Genomic DNA, 19,493 nt, shown 5'->3' with positions numbered 1-19,493 from the left:
TAACTTATTTATATACAAAGTATTTTGCAAAAAATTAACTTGTTTGTTAAAGAGGAAAAACAGCATAAAATGTGTATATTTGATTCACTATAAACAAAATACAAAAATTATGCTGCCTGATTGCAAGATACAAAAAGTACACGAAATTAAAAGCCTACTGAAAAAAAATAATATTGTAGATGCTTTAGCCCGAGCTTATGAACCCTTTCAATTGAAAAGCTTGTGCTATCCCTTAGACTTACTCAAAACCCAAGGTTATCCTATTTCTGTGCTAATGCTCACACTGCTGCTGCTTCCTTTTTTGGGAGTCGATAGTATTCATGGATTCTCGAATGGTGCTTACAGTCATGTTTTTGAAGGAGCAAAAGATTGTTTGTATCGTTTAAAAAACAATGAATGGATAAATTGGCGTAAGCTTCTATACCGATTTAATAAACGCTATAATGAGCTGGCTGACAAACATATGGTGAAATTGAGTGAGGAGGAAAGAAAAGGGATGAAACCGAAGTACAAGTGTTTGACTGCTGATGATAGCCCAGTGAACCATACAGGCAAAACCATCGAAGGTATCAGTAAAGTTCATGACCATTCTCTCAAATGTACTGTTTTGGGCTTCAAACTCTTGGTCTTAGGCTATTTTGATGGAATCAACTTTCGACCTTTAGATTTTTCCTTGCACCGAGAAGGGCAAAATCGCCAACGCTATCGTTTTGGTTTACCTGTTAGGGCGCTCAAAAAACAATATCGTAAAATTAGAGCTAAATTATCGGCAGGTTATGAACGGTTTAAGGAATTGGATAGGGATAAGAATAGCCAACTAATCAGCATGATAAAAAGAGCATTGAAACATGGATATGTACCTGATTATGTGTTGTTTGATGCTTGGTTCTGCTGCGAAAAAACATTGAAGGCTATCCGTTTACTTCGACAAGGAGTCATTCACATAGTGGCTGCTTGTAAAATGGGCAATGCCAAATACAACTATTTATCCAAAGAAATGTCAGCTGGGCAGATTTTAAAAACATTGCGAAAAGTTCATAAACGTAAGCCCAAAAGATGCCGCCTACTTGGGTGTTATTATTATACCGTGGTGGTGGATTATAAAGGTATGGAAGTCAAGTTGTTTTTTGTTAGGTATACTAAACGAAGCAAATGGAGACTTTTACTGACTACCCAAACAAGCCTTCGTTTTACTCAGGCTATGGAAATCTATGCTATTCGATGGTCTATTGAGGTCTTTTTCAAAGAAGTAAAGCAACTTTTAGGTATTCAAAAATGTGCTTCCAGAGATTTTGATGCTCATATTGCTCATACCACTTTAACTTTGATTCAATATGTTATGTTGAGTTTGCATAAACGCTTTTCAGATTATGAAACGATTGGCGGCTTATTCAGAGCTATCAGAGACCAATATATTCAAGCAACGATTGCTCAAAGGCTGTGGCAAATCATGATTTCTATTCTCACACGATTGGTTCAAAAGATAGAATGTGATATGGAACTGGTCTTGCAGTTAATTATTCATGACAACGATTTCAGGCAATTATTTTCGGGTATGGTGCAGCTTAAAGTACAAGATGAATAGGAGATAAGCATTTGTTTAGAACCTAAATGGAAAAAAGCAACTAAGTGACTTATTTACAATTATTTATAACATATCTGCACCTATAAATATCTTATATTAAAACATAAAAACAATTAACTAACAAGTGCTTATTTTTTTAAGTAGCGATGCGAAACTTAAATAGAGAAAATTTGTTGAAACTTCCCTTCATTGAAGACAGAGGAACAGGAATCTTGGCTTATGACTCAGAATTTGAAGTATCAAAAAAACATCCTCCCTTTGATATTCCTGTTCCGATGAATCTGCAATCTGCATTTGAAGGTCTGTATAAAGGAATCGAGACTTATTCTTTCAGCAAAAGAAATATAAATGTCAGAGAAACACATTTTGAAAATACCCTACAGTGTATTACGACAAATGGCAATATGGGAGATATTATCCAAAAAAATGATTTTACATTCAATATACCTCCTTTTTTTGAAGAAGGATTAAGACCTGAGGATACTCCTCCCCCTTCAATTTATGATGCTTGGGCAGTTTATTCTATTGGTTCCAATGATTACGAGATAAATGAAAATACAATAGATTTCATAGGATTTAGTGTGCCTGCTCAAAGCGGTGGTGGGGGTATTGGAGATGGAGGAGGAGGGGTAGAACCTCCCTTTTTTAAGCCCAATTATTACGGAATCATTGTAAACAATACTGCTGGAGGAGGTATGGTCAATGAAAATGAGTTTAATGTAGCTTCCAACTTTAATTCTGAATTTGTAGAAAATCTAACTGGCACTCAAACAGAAGAAAACAATAAGTCGGTAGAAATGGGCTGCAATATTTATCACAATTTTGAAAGCGAGCAAGAATGGCTGATTAATCCCATATCTCCTAATGACAATCCTAATTTTGAGAATCGCTTAGACGACCAAGGTTCGGGTTGTGGAAGCGACCCACAAACAGGCGACCCGCTACCCGCAGGAAACTTATTCCAAAACAACTGTGGAAATTCAGAGGCAAATATAAGAGTAGGTTTTTTAGACGCAGGTTTTGAATATTGGGCGAATGGACTGCCTGGTTCTGAATCTTATCCCGATTGTTCTTCTACTAATGGTATTGGTATTTTTGAATGCCAACCAGATAACCAATTAGCTCATGAAGTCATGTGTCCTGCTGGAAATAGTGGTAGTGGAGGAATAGGGAAAGCCATGGTCAATTCCAATTCTCCTACGGGAATCGCTGCTGAATTGAACAATGGCAATTACGATGAAACTGAAAAGACCTTGTTGACTACGGCAGTATATAAAATTTACGAAGAAGCAGAACAGGAATCCGATGCCATTGTTTTCTTAGAAGCGATGAATACCCATCATAGCAATTCCATATTGATGAAAAAATACCTAAACAAAGGCTTGTTGTTGGAGGCTCAAAACAAACTCAATGCTTTGCATGGAGGGGGTGTATATGATGCCTCTTATATTCAATTTTATCAGTTGTTGATTGATGTACAAGTAAGTGGTCGAAAATACACAGAGTTAACTGCCTTAGAACTACAGACAGCAGAGAATATTGCACAAGCAAATACTTATGGAAGTGTGTATGCAGAAAGTCTATTGGCGATGTTGAATCAAACTACAGTTGATAGAATACCGCACAAGGAAAGCATGCAAGGCAATAAGAGAGCCTTAGAAAATACAGAACAAGATTTCTCTGTTTACCCAAATCCTTCTAAAGATTTTGTTGTTATTGAATCAAATACTGCAACAGCTAAGTTGTTGATTTACGATATTACTGGACTTTTGATTGAAGTGCATGATATACAACAGAATAAGCAGCAAGTCCCTCTTAATTTATCTGTTGGAACTTATATTTTACAATTACACAGTGCTACTGGAATACTCAGTAAGAAAATTGTAGTGATGGATTGAGTTTTTTTAATTAATTCAGAAAAATCCTTCAAAATCACAGCTTTGATTCTGAAGGATTTTTCCATTAAATATAATTGCAGTGAAAAAAATATACTTTTCTTTTTTCTTCTTACTTTATTTTTCAGTTTACGCACAAAATTATTTTTTCAATAAAAACCACGATTGGATGAATAGGCTAGAATTTGATTTGTCGATTTATCCAAATAAGGAAGGCTTTGTCATATTTAGAGTATCTACTGCTTCCAATTTTTCAGGACGAAAATATATTTTTGTACAGTTAGGAAAGGATGGAGATGTCCTGTGGCAAAAAGAATATGGAAAAAATCAACATCACTATCAGGATGGTTACTTGGCAAAAATGGAAAAGGAATATTGTGCTTTTTTAACAGAGATGGATGTACAAACTAACATAGAAAAATATTTGATGATAAGGTTCAACAATACAGGGGACACACTATATACAAAAAGATACGATACTGGACCAGAGAATGAAGGAGCGAGAAAACTAACTCCCACTAAGGATGGAGGATTTATTATGACAGGCTTTTCTACTAATTTTCCCAATGAGTTAGGACAAGCTTACATTATCAAAACCGATAGCTTGGGCAATATGGAATGGCAAGATGATTATGGTGGTTTAAATAGCAGTGATGAAGGAATAGAAATTATTCAAACAGCCGATGGAGGTTATTTAGTGATGGGATGGACTTCTATACAAAACAGCAATCGAGATGTATGGCTGTTTAAAATAGACAGTTTGGGCAATATGCTGTGGGATAAAAAATATGGCAGTTGGTTTTTTGAAGAATGTAAGGATATATTGGAGGTGGAGGATGGTTATGTGTTGGTGGGCTATCAATATCAAGCACCTAATCAAGATGAAGGTTCACGAGGCTATATTTTGAAGATAGACAAGGAAGGAAATCTGTTGTGGGAGAAAACCTATACAGGGGTTTCTGAATACTATGGAACTCGATTGGACGACGCTTTTTGGGAAGTGCGAGAATTAGAGGATAAGAGTTTGGCAGTGATTGGAAATTCTCGAAACTACAATGAGTTGGAGCGTTTTTCGGGTATTTTGGTGAAGCTAACTGCAGAAGGAGACAGTTTGTGGACAAAGGTGTATAGCAATAGCATCAGTACCCATCAATTTTGGGATTTTGAAGTGACAGAAGACAATGGATTTGTAATCTGTGGATTTACATTAGGCGTAGAAAGCGGCACTCAAGACGGTTGGGTACTCAAAACCGACAGCCTCGGCAACACCTGTCAGCCCGCCAATTGCGACAGTATTATCACTACTTCTATCCATTACGAAGTCACTACAAATTACCCCACCCAATTTTTCCCCAATCCCGCCCAGAATCGAGTTACTTTTCAGCACCGACTACCCAAAGGAAAAGAGGCGGTTTTGGAGGTGTATGATTTGGAGGGGAGAGAAATGGGGAATTGGAGATTGGATAGTAGAGAGGAGGAATTGGAGTTGGATTTGAAGGATTGGGAAAGTGGATTGTATTTGTATCGGGTGCGTATTGAAGGGAGAGAAGTGAGTAGTGGGAAATTGGTGGTGGAGTGAGTTGTTCAATTGTTGGCAAGGTTTTCAACCGTTGCCAAAGTTTCAAGACTTTCGAAACAGTTTTGAAACTGATTTACCCCAATCCGACGGACAATGCCGTTACCATAGAATTGACTGTAAAATCAGCAAAACTAAGTATTTACAACATCACTGGTCAATTTATGGAACAAAGAGATTTGGTAGAAGGAAAAAATGATTTGGAAATGGATTTTCCAAATGGCACTTATTTTTTCCAAATCCAATCTGAACAGCAAATGATTACCCACAAGGTAGTTATTGCCAAATAATTTTATTCATTCAAGAATCCTCAAAATCATTTTTTGGTTTTGAGGATTTTTTATAATTATTTGTATATGAAACATATTCTATTTTTTATATTATTATCGCAAACTATTTCAGCTCAAGAAACTTACTTCAATAAAAATTATGATATTCTTGGAGGCTATCAAACCATGCAGTCACTGGTAAGTGTTGGAGACAAGTATTTTATTTTGGGGCCTTCTTCATTTAGTAATGGTGAAAATATATATACTATTTGGAAAATTGATAAACTGGGAGAAGTCCAAATGTTGAATAATTATGGGGAAGGAGACAATTACGATTATTTGAATGGAAGTTTATCTATTATAGATGATAAGCTATTTATTTTTTTAGGAAAAGTAGATTCCCTCTCAGATAGTAGATATTATTTGGCATCTATTTCTCTGGAAGGAGAACTTTTATGGGAACAGACCTATGATTTGGGAATATTGGCTGAAGGAGCTCGAAAATTGACTCCTACAAGAGATAAAGGATTCATTATGACAGGCTTTTCAGTAAATTTTCCCAATGAATTGGGACAAGCTTTTATTGTCAAAACCGATAGCTTGGGCAATATGCAGTGGCAAAAAAATTACGGTAGATTGGATGGACATGACCAAGGAAATGAAATTATCGAACTGGAGGAGGGAGGTTATGTAGTGATGGGTTGGACTTCACAAGAGGTAGCTAATCGGAATATATGGGTTTTTCAAATTGATAGTGAAGGAAATGTGCTATGGGAAGAAACCTATGGCAATGGTTATTTTGAGGAGTGTTCGGATATATTGGAGGTGGAAGATGGATATGTAATCGTAGGTTATCAATACCCTAATTCTATTCTTGAAAGTGACCCCAATGGATATATTTTCAAAATTGACAAAGAAGGAAATATGCTATGGGAGAAAAAATATTCAGGTACTTTAGCTCTCAATGGATTGCAATTAGATGATATTTTTCGAGAGGTACGAGAATTAGAAGACGGAAGTTTAGTCGTCATTGGGCATTCTCGCAATCACAAAGATTCGGGGCGGTTGTCTGGTATATTGATGAAACTAACATCGGAAGGAGACAGCTTGTGGACGAAAGCCTATTCTAATATTTTACGTTCTAATCACTATTTATGGGATTTTGAAGTCACAGAGGACAATGGATTTGTCATGTGTGGGTGGAGTAAAGGCGTAGAAAGCGAAACCCAAGACGGTTGGGTTCTCAAAGTAGACAGCCTCGGCAACACCTGTCAGCCCGCCAATTGCGACAGTATTTTGACTACTTCAATTCAGTACGAAGTGACGACTCATTATCCCACCCATTTTTATCCCAACCCTGCCCAAAATCGAGTGACTTTTCAGCATCGGCTGCCGAAAGGAAAGGAAGCGGTTTTGGATGTGTATGATTTGCAGGGGAGAGAAATGGGGAATTGGAGATTGGAGATTGGTGATTTGGAAATGGACTTGAATGTTGAAGGTTGGGAAAGTGGATTGTATTTGTATCGGGTGAGGATTGAAGGGAGAGAAGTGAGTAGTGGGAAATTGGTGGTGGAGTGAGTTGTTCAACTGTTGGGTCGAGTAGGTCGGGGAATTTCACCCCCAGCCTCTCACAGAACCGTACGTGAACCTCTCGACTCATACGGCTCTTCTCATTCAGTCTAAATCGTATAGCCATGCCGCCAGTGAACAAATAGATTCGGTTGTCGTTTCTGCAATTGCTTTAAAGCTTTGTGAGCTTTGCGCCAACTGCCCTTAAACCGTTTGTAAGTGTTCCTTGCCCATCGTATTAGCCGAATATTGAGTACTGAGAATATTTTCCACATGACCGATTTTCGGTATCGACCATAGTAGTTTATCCAGCCTTCCAACTTTCTATTGAGCATTTTAGCAAGACCGTAGATAGTTGTACCCGTGCGCCTTTGTATTCCAAGTTGCCTGAGTTCTTTGATTATCCGCTGTTTTGCTTTGTTGCTGATAGCAGGTGTAAAACTGTAAAATACCCGATTATCTCGACTATTCTTACTTTTCCTCGCTTTGAAATCATAGCCCAGAAAAGTAAACTGCATGGGTTTGTCTGTTGATTGCTTGCGATTACTGTCTCGACAATACACTATCTTGGTTTTGTCGGGATGTAATTCAAGTTTACAGGCTTGTAGTCGTTCCCGAATTTGACTCAACACATATTCAGCTTGTCGCTCACTTTGACAGTGAACAATGATGTCATCTGCATATCTTTCAAATGATAAACTTGGGAATTGCTTTTCCATCCATTTATCAAATCCATAATGCAAATATAGATTGGCTAATAAGGGACTAATAACACCTCCTTGAGGTGTACCTTTCGTTCGCTCTCGCTTCGTGCCATCTTTTGTGATTACACTCGCCTTTAGCCATCTATCTATATACATCAACACCCATTTCTCGTCCGTATGACGATACAGTGCCTTAAACAACAGCTCATGATTCAGTTCATCAAAGAAACCCTTTATATCCAAGTCAATCACCCAATCTAATCTCCAACAATGCTCTTTAGCTACTCCAATCGCTGCATGTGCAGAGCGATTCGGGCGATAGCCATAAGAACTGTTGTGAAAACAAGGTTCTATCTTTGGTTCTAAATGGTCTTTAACTACCTGTTGGGCGATGCGGTCTAAAACCGTGGGTATACCCAACTTACGTGTTTTGCCATTTCCTTTCGGTATTTCCACCTCTTTGACAGGAGGTGGAAAGTAACTACCTGAGCTCAGTCGATTCCATAGTTTATACAGTTGGTTGGATAAGTCTGTCTCTAAATCAGATAAACTCATTCCATCCACTCCTGAACCGCCTTGATTCGTCTTCACTCGTTTATACGCTGCCCATACCATCTGTTTGGTAATAGGCTGTGACTTTGTTTTAACCATCCTAATCCTTCCTTTTTTTTTTTTTTTTTTTTTGAGGTTGTTAAAATATTAAAACGTAAATGAGCTATGCCCTTCGCTCCAATCCCATTACAGAATCTTCAACACTACTATGACATAGTCCGACTCGAACATCTTACTCTTTCTCAGAGTATTGTCATAGATGTTCGTCTCTCCTGTTCCATCATTGAGCCTATATGAAAGTCCTGCCACTTATACACCGCTCACCCTTTAGCCAGTAAACAGGTTGCCGCTAAAGTTATCACGAAATGACCCTGATTTTCGCTTTTGACGAGGTCGGTTGGTTGTTTCGATGCTTCATCAGTGGTTCACTTGCGTTCAGCTCTTTCATACTTACCTGACTATTTAGCCAATAGCCTTTTCCTTCTGCGCTCAGTACCTTAACTTCACAGTTAAAGCACCCGAAGGTGGTTTGAAGGCGACTCCTGTAAGTAGCCTTCGGAGGGTCGTTTCCTCCATCTCAATGATAGCATTGCTCTATGAGCATTCAGGACACACCAAGGTTTTCAACCGTTGCCAAAGTTTCAAGACTTTGCCAATCAAGGATGTCGAAGTAATCGGTACAATTTCCAATTTTGGCAACAGTTTGAAATGTGTTTACGATGCTTCCTATCTTCAATTTTACCAATTGTTGATTGATGTGAAAGTAAGTGGTAGAAAATATACAGAAATGACAAGTTCAGAATTGCAGACTGTAGAGAACATTGCACAAGCAAATAACTATGGCAGTGTATATGCAGAAAGTCTATTGGCAATGCTGAATCAAACTGCAATTGATAGAATACCCCATAAGGAAGATTCTCAAAGTAACAAAAAAGCTAATTCCAATGATTTAGCTTCCTTCATTCAGATTTATCCCAATCCAAACGAGGGACAAGTTACAGTGGAATCTTTGGTAGAAGAAGCAAGGTTATTGGTGTACAATATTACAGGACAACTGATACAACAAGAAATTTTGGAGCTTGGCAAAAATCAGTTGAAAATAAACGCACCAAATGGCACTTATTTCTTCAAAATTGAATCTGAAGAACAATCAGTAAGTCATAAGGTCATTATTAGTCAGTAATTTTTTGAAAAAAAAAATCCCCAAAACCCAATAGTAGTTTTGGGGATTTACATAAAATACAAATAATATGAGATTTACACTTATACTCTTACTTTTATCTCTAACTATCATGGCTCAAGAAACCTATTTCAATAAGAACTACGATATTCTCGAAGGTAGGCAGACCATGAAATCATTGGAAATTGTTGGAGAGGAATATTTTGTTTTGGGACCTTCTACTCTTACTAATGGTGAAGATATATATACTATTTGGAAAATTGACAAACAAGGAGAAGTAAAAAGTTTGTATAATTATGGGGAAGGAGACAATCACGATTATTTAGAGGGACACTTACAAATTGTAGAGGATAAAATCTTTGTTTTTTTTAGCCGAAAGGATTCTCTATCAGATAGTAAATATTATTTGGCATCTATTTCTTTGGAAGGAGAACTCTTATGGGAACAGACCTATGATTTGGGAATACTGGTTGAAGGAGCTCGAAAATTGACTCCTACAAGCGATAAGGGCTTTATGATGGCAGGATTTTCTCTAAATTTCCCCGATGAATTGGGACAGGCCTATATTGTCAAAACCGATAGTTTGGGCAATATGGAGTGGCAGAAAGACTATGGTAGTTTGGAGGAAGATGCCCAAGTAAATGAAATTATCGAATTGGAAGAGGGGGGGTATCTGGTCATGGGCTGGATGTCCTATCAAGAGGCAGTGAATCGAAATATATGGGTTTTTCAAATTGATAGCGAGGGAAATATGCTGTGGGAAGAAACTTATGGAAATGGTCATTTAGAGGAATGTTCGGACATATTGGAGGTGGAAGATGGATATGTAATCGTTGGTTATCAATACCCTAATTCTATTCTTGAAAGTGACCCCAATGGATATATTTTCAAAATTGACAAAGAAGGAAATATGCTATGGGAGAAAAAATATTCAGGTACTTTAGCTCTCAATGGATTGCAATTAGATGATATTTTTCGAGAGGTACGAGAATTAGAAGACGGAAGTTTAGTCGTCATTGGGCATTCTCGCAATCACAAAGATTCGGGGCGGTTGTCTGGTATATTGATGAAACTAACATCGGAAGGAGACAGCTTGTGGACGAAAGCCTATTCTAATATTTTACGTTCTAATCACTATTTATGGGATTTTGAAGTCACAGAGGACAATGGATTTGTCATGTGTGGGTGGAGTAAAGGCGTAGAAAGCGAAACCCAAGACGGTTGGGTTCTCAAAGTAGACAGCCTCGGCAACACCTGTCAGCCCGCCAATTGCGACAGTATTTTGACTACTTCAATTCAGTACGAAGTGACGACTCATTATCCCACCCATTTTTATCCCAACCCTGCCCAAAATCGAGTGACTTTTCAGCATCGGCTGCCGAAAGGAAAGGAAGCGGTTTTGGATGTGTATGATTTGCAGGGGAGAGAAATGGGGAATTGGAGATTGGAGATTGGTGATTTGGAAATGGACTTGAATGTTGAAGGTTGGGAAAGTGGATTGTATTTGTATCGGGTGAGGATTGAAGGGAGAGAAGTGAGTAGTGGGAAATTGGTGGTGGAGGAATAGAAAAGATATAATTCCTCCTTTACAACTCACTCATTTCCAAATCCTAAACTCACAAGTCATTGGATAATGGTCTGAATATTTTTTGCGAATGACCTCGGTGGAACGTGCTTCAAAAGAAGGATCGAGCAGCATATAGTCAATCCGAAAAGAAGGCAGCGGTCCCGCATAAGTGCCTCCCAAACCCAAGCCCGTTTTGAGGAAAGCGTCTTGCAGATTCTTCGAAATCGTTTGGTAGGTATAAGAAGTTGGCGTATCGTTGAAGTCACCACAGACAATGACCCGATGTGGAGATTCTTGGATATGGTCTGCCAAAGTGCGTGCCTGATTGCCCCGTTTGACATAGGCGGCTTTAAGTTTAGATACAATTGAAGTAAACGATTTCCAGTGATCGGTCTTTTCTTCCTGTTTCCCATCCTTTTCTCCCAAACCCAACTGTTTCAAATACTTCAAATCTTGTCGCCCCAAGTGTATGGATTGCAGGTGTAGGTTGAAGAGGCGAATGGTGTCACCCTTGATGTTGATGTCGGAGTAGGCTACAATGTTATTTTGCGTTTCGGGGAAAGTGATTCTGTCTTTGTTTACAATTGGAAATTTGGAGAAAGTCGCCAAACCCCAGTGATTCGTTGTTCTAAGTGTGAGTGTTTTTTCAAATGAGTAATGCTTGTAACCCAACTCATTGACCAATAATTTGACATTGTGAAACTGGCTATCATCATTATCATCTGTATAAAACTCCTGAAAATTGATGATATCGGGCTGCTCGCTTTGAATCAGCTCAATCATTTTATTGCGAGATTCTACGTTCTCTGTCCAATTGTAGAGGTCAAAATTTTGGACATTGTAGGTCATGATTTTTACATCCGTTGCGTCTTTTTCGGGTGTTTCTTCCGTGCCTTCTTTTGCAGTTTCGACGATTTCGCTTTTGTTTTCAACGATATGAAAAGCAATCGTTTTGGTCAATAAATTCCATCCCAATAGAATGGTAATAAGGGATAAGAGTATTTGCCAACGCCTTTTGAGCAGCCAATAAACTAAAAAACCACAGTTGACAAGCAGCAAAAAAGGATAGGTAAGTCCCCATATTGCAGAAAGCCAAAAACTGGAAGGGTTGATGAAAGGCACAGGGTAAGTTAGCAGCAACGCAAAGGCTACCACCAAATTGAGTTTGAAGATGATGCTATTAAAGATAGATAGTTTTTTGGTGTCCTTCATCCTTCAGGAACGGTTAATATGGGTGCTTAAAATCAGAAACTATGTTTTACTCACCATCTTTGGCTTTAAATAAAAATTCCCTTTCTTCCTTTGTCAAACTATTGTAGCCTGATTCACTGATTTTATCCAAAATTGTGTCAATTTTAGCTTGCACCAAAGGATCCATTGTTTTTTGTTTGCTTACCTTTCCATTGTTTGCCGCTCTGGTTTGCTCCTGCTTTTTTTCGTTTCTATAGACCACCTTGGGTTTCTTAGGCCCAGGTTTGAAAACCGTAGCCAAAAAGTCCATGAGTCGGTTCAATCCATCTCCCCAATCTTTGCCTTTTTGGAGCTGCTTGATGTAGAAAAAACCAAACAATGCACCGCCTAAGTGAGCAATGTGTCCACCAGGATTCTCTTGCGAAATATTGAGTAAGTCCATCAGAATGAATACTGCTGCAATGTATTTGACCTGAACTGCACCAATAAAAAAGAGCATGACTTGGTAATTGGGCTGCATGGCACACATCGCCAGCATAACTGCCATTACGCCCGCCGAAGCACCCAGCATGTGCGTTCCTGAAATACTCTGAAAAGCAGGTGAAAGATTGAAAACTAACATATACAATAACGCTCCTGCAATACCACCTAGTACATAAATTGGAAATACTTGTCGATCACCCAAAAATCCCAGCAGCAACTTCCCAAAAACATACAAGACGATCATATTCATCAAAATATGCATGAAGCTCGTTTGCAGGAACATATAGGTGATAATAGACCACGGCTGCCACAAAAAATCTTTGAGATTAGAGGGAACCATCAGCCAAGTCACATAGTCGTTTTCAAATTCTCCCAAGGATGTATTTGTAGCCAAATACATCACCAAATGCAGCAATCGCACGGCAAGAAATACCGCAACATTGATAAGAATTAGTTTATTGACGACATTGCCGTACCGAAACTCATGTCGGATATCGTCAATAATCGAATTGTTGCCATAAACTGACATATATAAAAATATTTAATTGTTTTTTTTGAAATTTAATTCTAATTAGATTTTTGAGACTCTATCTGAGCTTGTTTCTACAACAAGAAGTAAATAGAAAGCAACTCATTTTTCTTATAACCACTTCAATCTAAATATTTTGAAAAGCCAATCACTAGTCACTAATTTACTAATCACTATACTATTTTCCTCCCACACCCATTGACCGCCAATAACGCAGTATGAAAAATCCAACCACCATGCCCCCCAAGTGTGCAAAGTGTGCAATATTGTCGTCAGGTGCATTTGCCATACCTCTATACAATTCAAAAACAGCAAATAAAGCCACCAAGTATTTTGCTTTCATCGGAATAGGTGGAATCAACAGCATGATTTTCATATCGGGAAAGGTCATACCGAAAGCCAACAAAATACCAAAAACAGCACCTGAAGCGCCCAACATTGTATGGAAGTTGGCAAATGAAGCCTTTACCTTTGCAGCAAACACTCCTGCCGCCTGCAATGAAATCGTATTAGCCCCATCTGGATTTTGCATGATATTAGTGTAGCTTTCTCTAAAACTTCGATACGCATCCATCATGTCAAAATCAAGGTACTGTTGCATCCCATCCAATCCATGAGCATAGTTCACAAAGGCACGAATATTCTCTACCGTAGGGTTGGCAATCGCATTGTCAAATGGAATGTATGTATTTTTTATTTCCCAATAGTCCACACCATAGTACATCAATGCTGCTCCAATACCTGTCAACATATAATAAATCAAAAATCGCTTTGTGCCCCAAACTTGCTCCAACATCGTTCCGAACATCCACAGCGTAAACATATTCATGAACAGGTGCATTGTGCTTCCGTGCATAAAAATGTGGGTGATGAATTGATGTGGATAAAAATCAGATGCAAACCATGGATGCAAAGCAAATAAGCGATTGAAGTCCACATTTACCAGTGAAACCGTCGCTAAATACATCAATCCATTTATAATCAAGAGGTTTTTTACCGCAGGAGTCAGTTGAAAACCGCCAAATCCTTGTCTCATATTCAATACTGTACTTTAAGTGAACTTCAAAAATCAAATGTAGGTATTTACAGAAGAAAACATTTTATAGGGCTTTTTGAAGTTTCAACAAATGTATATAAACTAACTATTTTTTTTGTCAAATTGTTTCTCTATCTCATCAATGCGGTATTTCACAAAGGTAGGTTTGCCGTTGGGAGCAATAAAGGGAGTCTGGCACGCAAATAGTTTGTCCACAAGGTTTTGCATTTCTTCAGTGGTCATTTTCTGTCCAACCTTGATTGCCGTGTTTTTGGCAATGCTTCGGGCCAAATTCTCTCGCTTGTTGAGCTTCAACTTGTCCGAATTGTGTTTGTATTGCTCCAATAATTGTTCAATTGCAGCTTGCTCATTCCCTATTTTCAAATCAGCAGGAATCCCGTGAATGACAAATGTAGTCTGTCCAAACTCCTGTATGTCATAACCTAAAATATTAATATCTGGCAATATTTCTTTCAGCAAAGTAGCATCAGCAGCAGGTAGGTCAATGGTTTCGGGAAACAATTGTTTTTGGGTTTCCGCTTTTTTGTTGTCCATAAACGTCAGACACTGCTCATACAAAATGCGTTCATGTGCCGCTTTTTGGTCAATCAAAATGAAGCCCGACTTAATTTGTGTTAAAATATACCTGCGGTGAATTTGGTAGGGGTTTTTCTCCAACGTTGCCTTTCCTTCAATGGGCAAACTCGCTTGTTTGTTGGCAGCACTCTGAAACGTGATGGTCGTCATGTCGTCAGGTACTTCAATGTCTTCTGTTTTGTAAAGTTCCTGCCAATCACCTCTCGGTTTTGAAGTGGCAGAAGCTTTGGAGGTTCTTGTTTGAAAATTTAGGTTCGAGGTTTCAAACTTTGAACCTGTTGGTTTTGAACTGGTATTGAAGGATTTATCAGAACTATTATTGGAGTCGGATTTGGGATTTTTCTTTTTTGGGCTTGAAGAGAAAATCAATTGGGTATCGTGGTCAAAATCCAACGTTGGCGTAATGTTGTAAGTTCCCAAAGCACGTTTGACCGCCGTATTCACAAAGGTATAAACCACTTTTTCATCATCAAATTTGATTTCCTGTTTGGTCGGATGCACATTCACATCAATGCGAGCGGGGTCAATGTCAATAAATACCACATACAAAGGATGGCTTTTGCTGGGCAAAATATCGTTGTAGGCAGTCAACACAGCATGGTGCAAATAAGAGCTTTTAATAAAGCGGTCATTTACAAAAAAGTACTGTTCGCCACGGGTTTTGCGGGCAAATTCGGGTTTGCCGACAAAACCAAATATCCGCAAAAAATCGGTTTGTTCTTCAATGGGAACCAATCGCTCATTGAAGGAAGCTCCAAAAATACCTACAATGCGTTTTCGCATATTGGCAGAAGGTAGCCGAAAAATTTCGATGTCGTTGTTGTGTAAAGAAAAGAATATTTTGGGGTTGGCAAGTGCTACTCGTTGAAATTCTTCGACAATGTGACGCATTTCTACAGGATTGGATTTGAGGAAATTGCGACGTGCGGGAATGTTGAAGAACAAGTTTTTGATAGCAAGGGAGGTTCCGACAGGGCATTGACAAGGTTCTTGCAGCGTCACCGTTGAGCCTTCAATGATGATGTGTGTGCCGAGTTCTTTACCTTCTTGTCGAGTTTTCATTTCTACATGTGCTACGGCTGCAATTGAAGCCATCGCTTCACCCCTAAATCCCAGCGTGCGGATACTGAATAGGTCTTGTGCGCTGGTAATTTTGGAGGTAGCATGACGCTCAAAACTCATGCGGGCGTCCGTTTCAGACATACCACTTCCATTGTCAATTACTTGAATAAGTGTTTTGCCTGCATCTTTGATAATCAATTGAATGTGGGTACTTCCAGCGTCAATCGCATTTTCCAACATTTCTTTGACCGCCGAAGCCGGTCTTTGTATCACTTCTCCTGCTGCAATCTGATTCGCAATCGCATCAGGCAGCAGTTTTATCACATCCAACATTCACTAAGGAATTAAAATGAAAATATTAATAAAAATGAAAATTTTGAATTTGATTGGGTTCTTGAACGTGTGATCTACATTTTCTTCACCTGTACGATAAAGGAAAGCAACAAAAATGCGCCAATAAGACCTGCCCAACCTGCAGGAATCATTCCTCCCATACCCAAACAGAAAATGCTCAATATAGAAATCAACAGCACAGTGCGCTTTGTTTGTTGGGAACGGTCGTTTTTCTTACGAAATACCAATTCTTTTTCGCTAAATGCACCAACCAATCGGCTGCGGTTTTTGCCTTTGAAGAAAGCTCCCCTTTCGAGTTTTATGTTTTGTTCAAATTTTTCCTTGCGTTCTTCTTCTTCTGCATCGTAGTAGCGAGGTGAATAATCAAAGGTGCGGTTTTTGGGTATATGGACAAACTTGGAACTGAATAGGCTCATCGTGACTATCTAATTAAATTTTATGGACTCAAATATAAGCAATTACCTACGCAGATGAAAACAAAATAGGGGAAGGAATAGTTCTCGAAGCCCAAAACCTCCCAAAAAAAAATGCCTCCCTTCAATCTAATAATTGAAAAAGAGGCACTGCCACGTCGTTATTTGCCATGTTCAGACGTTGTGTGTAGCGATTATAGTTTGTGAGTCAAAAAAAATAAAGTGTTAGTGGAAATAGAGTGTAGGTGACTCAAAGGCTTTTGAACTATGAACTTGCTATACTACTATTGGTTAATGGCAGTTAGTGTGGAAATGTAAACAAGGGGAATAAAAAAACCGCAAACACTTTCAAAAAAAAGCATTTGCGGTCGATTTCTATTTTTTATTCATCGAATGTCAAGCTTCCAAAATCGTCAGCCATCCACCGTCCATTCGTCAGTCATTCTTATGATCCACAAGCCTCACAATCAGGGTTGTCAATACTACAAGCATTTGCAGCATTCACCTTCGCAATATCATCTGCAGTGACGGTAACAGACTCAATGTCATTGCCGTTTAAAGCATGGGTATGAGCCGATACCGTTTGCAGTTGTTGCTGTTTTAAATTACTTTTTTGAAGCTCCGCATTGGCAGCGTCTGATTCCTGTAGTTGAAGCATGTCGACGGTGAACTTAATCGGGTCGACAGCGGGACGGGTGCGAAGGTAGTACATACCTGTTTTCAAGCCTTTTTTCCAAGCATAAAAGTGCATGGAAGACAACTTTTTGTAGTTCGCACTTTCCATAAACACATTCATGCTCTGACTTTGACATATAAACGCACCCCTATCCGCAGCCATGTCCAAAACCACTTTCTGTTTGATTTCCCAAGATGTTTTGTATAGGTCTTTGATGTCTTGCGGCAAACCTTCAAAACCCTGAATCGAACCATTGCTGGCAATCAAGGCATTTTTCATGGTATCGTTCCAAAAACCTCTGTCAATCAAATCCTTCAACAAGTGTTTGTTCACAATAATGAACTCGCCTGACAATACTCGACGGGTGTAAATATTGGAGGTATAAGGCTCAAAACATTCATTGTTGCCCAATATTTGTGAAGTCGAAGCCGTAGGCATTGGAGCAACCAAAAGGCTGTTTCGGATACCATGTTTCATAATATTTGCCTTCAAAGTGTACCAATCCCAACGCATCGAAGGTTCAACGCCCCACATATCGTACTGCAAAATGCCTTGACTCGCTGGTGAACCTTTGAAGGATTGGTATGCGCCATCTTTTTGAGCCAATTTGTTGGAAGCTGTCAGCGCACCAAAATAGATTGTTTCAAAAATTTCTTTGTTCAACTCACTTGCTTCCTCACTGTCAAACGGTAATCGTAGCATCATAAAAGCATCTGCCAAACCTTGTACGCCAATACCTACCGGGCGGTGACGCATGTTGGAGCGGCGGGCTTCTTCAACAGGATAATAATTGATGTCAATGACCTTGTTGAGGTTTCGAGTGACTATTTGGGTGATTTCAAAAAGGCGGTCGTGGTTGAAAGTACCATCTTCTACAAATTTGGAAAGGTTGATAGAAGCCAAATTGCAGACTGCCGTTTCGTCTTTTGAAGTGTATTCCATGATTTCACAACACAAATTGCTCGACCGAATCGTTCCCAAGTTCTTTTGGTTGGATTTGCGGTTTGCGTGGTCTTTGTAGAGCATATAAGGTGTACCTGTTTCGATTTGTGAATCCAAAATTTTGAACCACAGTTCTTGTGCTTTTACTGTCGAACGTGCTTTGCCTTCTCGCTCATAACGTGTGTAAAGCTCTTCAAATTCATCGCCATACACTTCGTACAATCCTGGAGCTTCGCTCGGACAGAAAAGTGACCATTCGCCATCTTCCATCACCCGCTTCATAAACAAATCGGGAGTCCACATGGCATAAAACAAATCTCTTGCCCGCATTTCTTCCTTACCGTGGTTTTTCTTCAAATCCAAGAAATCAAATATGTCGGAGTGCCACGGTTCGAGGTACATAGCGAATGCCCCTTTTCTTTTTCCCCCACCTTGGTCGACATACCTTGCCGTCATATTATAGACTTGCAGCATCGGCACCAATCCATTAGACACACCACCTGTACCTTTGATATAACTACCTTTCGCCCGAACATTGTGGATGTTCAAACCGATGCCTCCTGCTGCTTGCGAAATTTTGGCGCATTGCGAAAGGGTATTGTAAATTCCTTCAATCGAATCGTCTTGCATTTGCACCAAGAAGCAACTCGACAATTGTGGTTTGTTTGTTCCTGCATTGAAGAGTGTAGGAGTCGCATGAATGAACCATTTTTGCGACATCAAATCATAGGTTTCTAAAGCGGCATCAATGTCTTCTCCGTGAATTCCCAAAGCTACCCGCATGAACAAATGTTGGGGACGTTCTACAATTTGTCCATCCATTTTAAGCAAATAAGAACGTTCCAAAGTTTTGAAGCCAAAATAATCGAAAGTATAATCCCGATTGTAAAGGACATTGGCATCAATACGCTCTTGGTGTTTTTGGATGATTTGGTAGGTAGTTTCTGAAATCAGACCTGCCTCCTCTCCCGTTTTTGGGTCAATGTAATTGTAGAGGTCGGTCATGGTTTCGGAAAAGGATTTTTTGGTGCTTTTGTGCAGATTAGACACTGCAATGCGAGCTGCAAGTATGGCGTAGTCAGGATGTTTGGTGGCCATACTTGCAGCGGTTTCGGCTGCTAAATTGTCTAATTCTGTGGTCGTCACACCACTATAAATACCTTGAACGACTTTCATGGCGACTTCTACGGGTTCGATGTATCGGCGATCTAAACCGTAGGAGAGTCTTTCGATACGAGCGGTTACTTTGTCAAATTTTACTGGTTCAGTTCTACCGTCTCGTTTGATTACGTGCATCATAAGTGTTTGTGTCT

The 19,493-nt window shown here is 39.2% G+C and carries 14 protein-coding genes; 7 read left to right on the top strand and 7 right to left on the bottom strand.

From position 1 onward, the window contains the following. Positions 1 to 109 precede the first annotated feature (109 nt). From R3E32_20105 to R3E32_20085, 5 genes are all read left to right on the top strand, one after another. On the top strand, positions 110 to 1,585 hold the full coding sequence (locus R3E32_20105; protein ID MEZ4887045.1) for a transposase: 1,476 nt from the start codon (positions 110 to 112) through the stop codon (positions 1,583 to 1,585). Positions 1,586 to 1,758: 173 nt separating this feature from the next. Then, entirely contained in the window at positions 1,759 to 3,483 is a 1,725-nt protein-coding gene (locus tag R3E32_20100) for a T9SS type A sorting domain-containing protein (protein ID MEZ4887044.1), read from the top strand. Between the two features lie 166 nt (positions 3,484 to 3,649). Next, positions 3,650 to 5,059: a T9SS type A sorting domain-containing protein gene (locus tag R3E32_20095; GenBank protein MEZ4887043.1), complete on the top strand. Its 1,410-nt coding sequence runs from the start codon at positions 3,650 to 3,652 to the stop codon at positions 5,057 to 5,059. Positions 5,060 to 5,121: 62 nt separating this feature from the next. Then, positions 5,122 to 5,346 (top strand): T9SS type A sorting domain-containing protein, encoded by a 225-nt coding sequence (locus R3E32_20090; protein ID MEZ4887042.1) that lies wholly within the window; start codon positions 5,122 to 5,124, stop codon positions 5,344 to 5,346. Between the two features lie 66 nt (positions 5,347 to 5,412). Continuing rightward, positions 5,413 to 6,903, top strand: a complete 1,491-nt coding sequence (locus R3E32_20085) for a T9SS type A sorting domain-containing protein (GenBank protein MEZ4887041.1) — start codon at positions 5,413 to 5,415, stop codon at positions 6,901 to 6,903. Positions 6,904 to 7,004: 101 nt separating this feature from the next. Here the strand turns inward: R3E32_20085 and ltrA are convergent, their stop codons facing one another. Further along, positions 7,005 to 8,249: a group II intron reverse transcriptase/maturase gene (ltrA, locus tag R3E32_20080; GenBank protein ID MEZ4887040.1), complete on the bottom strand. Its 1,245-nt coding sequence runs from the start codon at positions 8,247 to 8,249 to the stop codon at positions 7,005 to 7,007. A gap of 481 nt (positions 8,250 to 8,730) precedes the next feature. Between ltrA and R3E32_20075 the strand changes: the two genes are divergently transcribed. Both R3E32_20075 and R3E32_20070 read left to right on the top strand, forming a co-directional pair. Continuing rightward, positions 8,731 to 9,333, top strand: coding sequence for a T9SS type A sorting domain-containing protein (locus R3E32_20075; GenBank protein MEZ4887039.1), 603 nt, complete (start codon positions 8,731 to 8,733; stop codon positions 9,331 to 9,333). A 67-nt stretch (positions 9,334 to 9,400) separates the two neighbouring features. Continuing rightward, a complete protein-coding gene (locus R3E32_20070; GenBank protein ID MEZ4887038.1) occupies positions 9,401 to 10,897 on the top strand; it encodes a T9SS type A sorting domain-containing protein in 1,497 nt (498 codons plus the stop codon). Positions 10,898 to 10,927: 30 nt separating this feature from the next. On the opposite strand, the gene R3E32_20065 is transcribed toward R3E32_20070, so the two are convergent. From R3E32_20065 to R3E32_20040, 6 genes are all read right to left on the bottom strand, one after another. Continuing rightward, positions 10,928 to 12,109: an endonuclease/exonuclease/phosphatase family protein gene (locus tag R3E32_20065; protein MEZ4887037.1), complete on the bottom strand. Its 1,182-nt coding sequence runs from the start codon at positions 12,107 to 12,109 to the stop codon at positions 10,928 to 10,930. A 46-nt stretch (positions 12,110 to 12,155) separates the two neighbouring features. After that, entirely contained in the window at positions 12,156 to 13,100 is a 945-nt protein-coding gene (locus R3E32_20060) for a rhomboid family intramembrane serine protease (protein ID MEZ4887036.1), read from the bottom strand. Positions 13,101 to 13,278: 178 nt separating this feature from the next. Beyond that, on the bottom strand, positions 13,279 to 14,136 hold the full coding sequence (locus R3E32_20055) for a rhomboid family intramembrane serine protease (protein ID MEZ4887035.1): 858 nt from the start codon (positions 14,134 to 14,136) through the stop codon (positions 13,279 to 13,281). Between the two features lie 102 nt (positions 14,137 to 14,238). Next, positions 14,239 to 16,128 carry a DNA mismatch repair endonuclease MutL gene (gene mutL, locus R3E32_20050; GenBank protein MEZ4887034.1) on the bottom strand — a complete coding sequence of 630 codons (1,890 nt, stop codon included), beginning with the start codon at positions 16,126 to 16,128 and terminating at the stop codon, positions 14,239 to 14,241. Between the two features lie 74 nt (positions 16,129 to 16,202). Continuing rightward, the gene (locus R3E32_20045) at positions 16,203 to 16,565 is read right to left on the bottom strand and encodes a hypothetical protein (protein ID MEZ4887033.1); all 363 of its coding nucleotides are present in this window, start codon (positions 16,563 to 16,565) and stop codon (positions 16,203 to 16,205) included. 442 nt (positions 16,566 to 17,007) lie between these two features. After that, on the bottom strand, positions 17,008 to 19,479 hold the full coding sequence (locus R3E32_20040; GenBank protein ID MEZ4887032.1) for a ribonucleoside-diphosphate reductase subunit alpha: 2,472 nt from the start codon (positions 19,477 to 19,479) through the stop codon (positions 17,008 to 17,010). Positions 19,480 to 19,493 lie beyond the last annotated feature (14 nt).

This window comes from Chitinophagales bacterium, from assembly GCA_041392475.1.
Lineage (GTDB): Bacteria > Bacteroidota > Bacteroidia > Chitinophagales > UBA2359 > JAUHXA01.
This window is presented reverse-complemented; position numbering and strand designations above follow the sequence as displayed.